General features: G+C 70.3%; 3 protein-coding genes and 1 pseudogene. All 4 read right to left on the bottom strand.

The window, feature by feature from the left end:
• A pseudogene (locus RT309_RS14360) lies at positions 1-1,050 on the bottom strand (primosomal protein N'); the annotation flags it as partial.
• 7 nt (positions 1,051-1,057) lie between these two features.
• On the bottom strand, positions 1,058-2,254 hold the full coding sequence (metK, locus tag RT309_RS14355; RefSeq protein WP_313358130.1) for a methionine adenosyltransferase: 1,197 nt from the start codon (positions 2,252-2,254) through the stop codon (positions 1,058-1,060).
• 111 nt (positions 2,255-2,365) lie between these two features.
• Positions 2,366-2,620, bottom strand: coding sequence for a DNA-directed RNA polymerase subunit omega (gene rpoZ / locus RT309_RS14350; RefSeq protein ID WP_313358129.1), 255 nt, complete (start codon positions 2,618-2,620; stop codon positions 2,366-2,368).
• A gap of 79 nt (positions 2,621-2,699) precedes the next feature.
• Positions 2,700-3,322, bottom strand: a 623-nt coding sequence (gene gmk, locus RT309_RS14345) for a guanylate kinase (RefSeq protein ID WP_313358127.1), incomplete at its 5' end; no start/stop codon positions are given.

The following is a 3,322-nucleotide window of genomic DNA, read 5'->3' as shown; positions in this document are numbered from 1 at the left end:
CATCGTCCGCTCGAGCTCCTGCGGCGTGCTCAGGCGTACGTTCGGGATGACGCGCCGCGCGGCGGTGATGTCGCGCAGCCAGGAGTGCTGCACGAGGCGCTCCACGTCGGTCGAGCGGGTGTGCGCGACGAGCAGCAGCGCGCTGCCCTCCTGCTCCTGCCGGATCAGCGCCGCGTCGCGCGCGTGCACGTAAGGCGCGAGCGGCTCGGCGAGCAGCGGGTCGGAGTCGTCCCAGATGGCGACGAGCGACGCACGCACCGGCGAGTAGACCGCCGAGCGATTGCCGACCACGATGCAGGGCGCGTCGTCGAGCATGCGCAGAAAGGCGCGATACCTGTCAGGGTTCGCCTGCCTGGCGTCATGGCGTGCGACAGCCGCTGCCGGCACGAGTCGCTCGAGCGCGGTGAGCAGCAGATCCTGGTCGCGGTAGTCGGGCACCACGAGGATGCTCGAGCGGCCCTCCGCCAGCTCCACGGCGGCAGCGGCGGCCAGCAGCCCCGCCCAACCGGGCTCGGAGCCGATCTGGATGGGGATGGCCTCGACCGCCGCCCGACCCGACTGCGCGATCACCTCGGCGAGCCCTTGGTAGCGGGCGATGATCTCGTGCGCTCGGGTCACGGCATCCGAATCGAGCTCGATCGTCTCGTCGGACGGCGTCCACGCCTTCTCGACCCGCACCTGCCGTTTCGGGATGGCGAGACGCAGCACGTCGGATGCCGACCCCGCGGCGCGGTCCGCCGCGCGCCGCGCGAGGCGGTACAGGCGGTCGGGCATCACGACCGTGGGCGAGACGACGCTGTCGATCTCGGAGAGCGTGCGGGACGCATCCGGCTCCACGTCGATCTCGACGATGAACCCGTCGACGACACGGCCGGCGGTGCGCAGCGGCGCTTTGATGCGCACGCCAGGCACGACCTCGCCCAGCTCGTCGGGGAGCGCGTAGTCGAACAGCCTGTCCAGCTGCGGCAGCGGTGAGTCGATCAGCACCCGCGCGATGCGGCGCCCCTCCCCCGGGCTGAGCGCCGCCCGCTCGGGACGAGCCTCGGACACCGGGCCCTCAGAGGCCGGCTGCGCGACGCAGGTCGTCGGCGCGGTCGGTGCGCTCCCAGGTGAAGTCGGGCAGCTCGCGGCCGAAGTGCCCGTAGGCGGCGGTCTGCGCGTAGATCGGACGCAGCAGGTCGAGCTCTTCGATGATGGCCTGCGGGCGCAGGTCGAACACCTGCGAGATCGCCTCGGTGATGGTCTCCTCCGAGACGCGGCCGGTGCCGAACGTCTCGACGTACAGCCCGACCGGGCGCGCCACGCCGATGGCGTACGCGACCTGCACCTCGGCACGGTCGGCGAGCCCCGCCGCGACCACGTTCTTCGCGACCCAGCGCATCGCGTAGGCACCCGAGCGGTCGACCTTCGACGGGTCCTTGCCGCTGAACGCACCGCCGCCGTGACGGGCGGCTCCGCCGTACGTGTCGATGATGATCTTGCGGCCGGTGAGGCCGGCGTCGCCCTTCGGCCCGCCGGTGACGAAGGGGCCGGCCGGGTTGATGTAGTACTTCAGGTCGTCGGCAAGGTCGAGGCCGGTCTGCTCGAGAACCGGGTCGATGACGACGTCGCGCACGAGCTGCTTCAGCTCGTCCTGCGAGATGTCGGGGTGGTGCTGTGTCGAGAGCACGACCGCGTCGACGGTCTTCGGCGTGAAGCCGTCGTAGCCCAGCGTGACCTGCGTCTTGCCGTCGGGGCGCAGAAACGCCAGTTCGCCCGAGCGGCGCACCTCGGTGAGGCGCTCGGCGATGCGGTGCGCCGTCCACGCGGCCATCGGCATGAGCTGCGGGGTCTCGTTGGTCGCGAAGCCGAACATGATGCCCTGGTCGCCCGCACCGAGCAGGTCGCGGGGGTCGGTGGATCCGCCGTCGCGCTGCTCCTGCGCCTGGTCGACGCCGTTCGCGATGTCGGTCGACTGCTCGCCGACCGAGATGCTGACACCGCACGACGAGCCGTCGAAGCCGGTGTCGCTCGAGGTGTAGCCGATGCCGTTCACGACGTCGCGCACGATGGTCGGGATGTCGACGTAGCCCTCGGTGCGGATCTCACCGGCGACGTGCACCAGACCGGTCGTGACGAGCGTCTCGACGGCCACGCGCGAGTCCCGATCCACCGTGAGCAGCCCGTCGAGGATGCTGTCGGAGATCTGGTCGCAGATCTTGTCGGGGTGTCCTTCGGTGACGGACTCGGACGTGAACAGGCGCAGCGCGCTCATCGGGGCTCCAAAGCGGGGTCGTGGGGCGGAGCCGGTGACGGCTCGACGCCAGTGTGCATGAAGCCGCCGACATCCCGATGAGGACGTCGGCGGCTCACAGTGCGAAGGCGATCACTCAGCGTGACGGATGCGCAGCTTGTCCTCGTTGATCTCGTGCAGGGCGATCGTGAGGGGCTTGTCCTCGACCGAGGAGTCGACGAGCGGCCCGACGTTGTCGAAGAGATTGCCCTCGTGCAGGTCGGAGTAGTAGTCGTTGATCTGGCGTGCGCGCTTCGACGCGTAGATCACGAGCTCGTACTTCGAGTCGACGCGCTCGAGAAGGTTGTCGATGGGCGGGTCGATGATGCCGTTGTTGTGTCCGGCCATGGTGGACCTCCTGGTCTGGCGACGGGCGTCGGGAGTGACGAGCTGTCGCGAAATCGATGCGGCACGCGGTCGGAAGAGCTCAGGGAGCCGAGCGACGCGCAGAGTCTGTGGACAATTCTACGACCTCTTCGGCCGCGGTGGCGACGTCGGCGTTCACGACGAGGTAATCGAACTCGTTCTGCGCGGCCAGTTCGACCCGGGCGGTGCGCAGCCGGCGGGAGCGCTCCTCGGCATCCTCGGTGCCGCGGCCGACGAGCCGCTGCACGAGTTCGTCCCAGCTGGGCGGCAGCAGGAAGACGAGGGATGCCGACGGCTCGGCCGCCCGAACCTGCCTGGCGCCCTGCAGATCGATCTCGAGCAGCACCGTCCGCCCCTCGGCCAGCGCGCTGTCGACGGGACCGCGCGGCGTGCCGTAGCGGTGCCTGTTGTGCACCACCGCGTACTCGAGAAGCTGCTGGTCGGCGATGAGGCGGTCGAATTCGGCATCGTCGACGAAGTAGTATTGCACCCCGTCGACCTCGCCCGGACGCGGCGCGCGCGTGGTCGCCGACACCGACAGGTGGATCTCAGGATGGGTCTCGCGGATGCGTGCCGCGACCGTGCCCTTGCCGACCGCGGTCGGGCCGGCGAGCACGAGCAGGCGACTGCGGGCGGGGCGCGGGCGGTGCGGCGGGAACCGCTCGTCGAGCCAGTCCCCCAGCG

Origin of the sequence: Microbacterium sp. (assembly GCF_032084865.1) — a bacterium.
Taxonomy (GTDB): Bacteria; Actinomycetota; Actinomycetes; order Actinomycetales; family Microbacteriaceae; genus Microbacterium.
The sequence above is the reverse complement of the archived record's forward strand: the minus strand, read 5'-3'. Positions and strand labels throughout refer to the sequence as shown.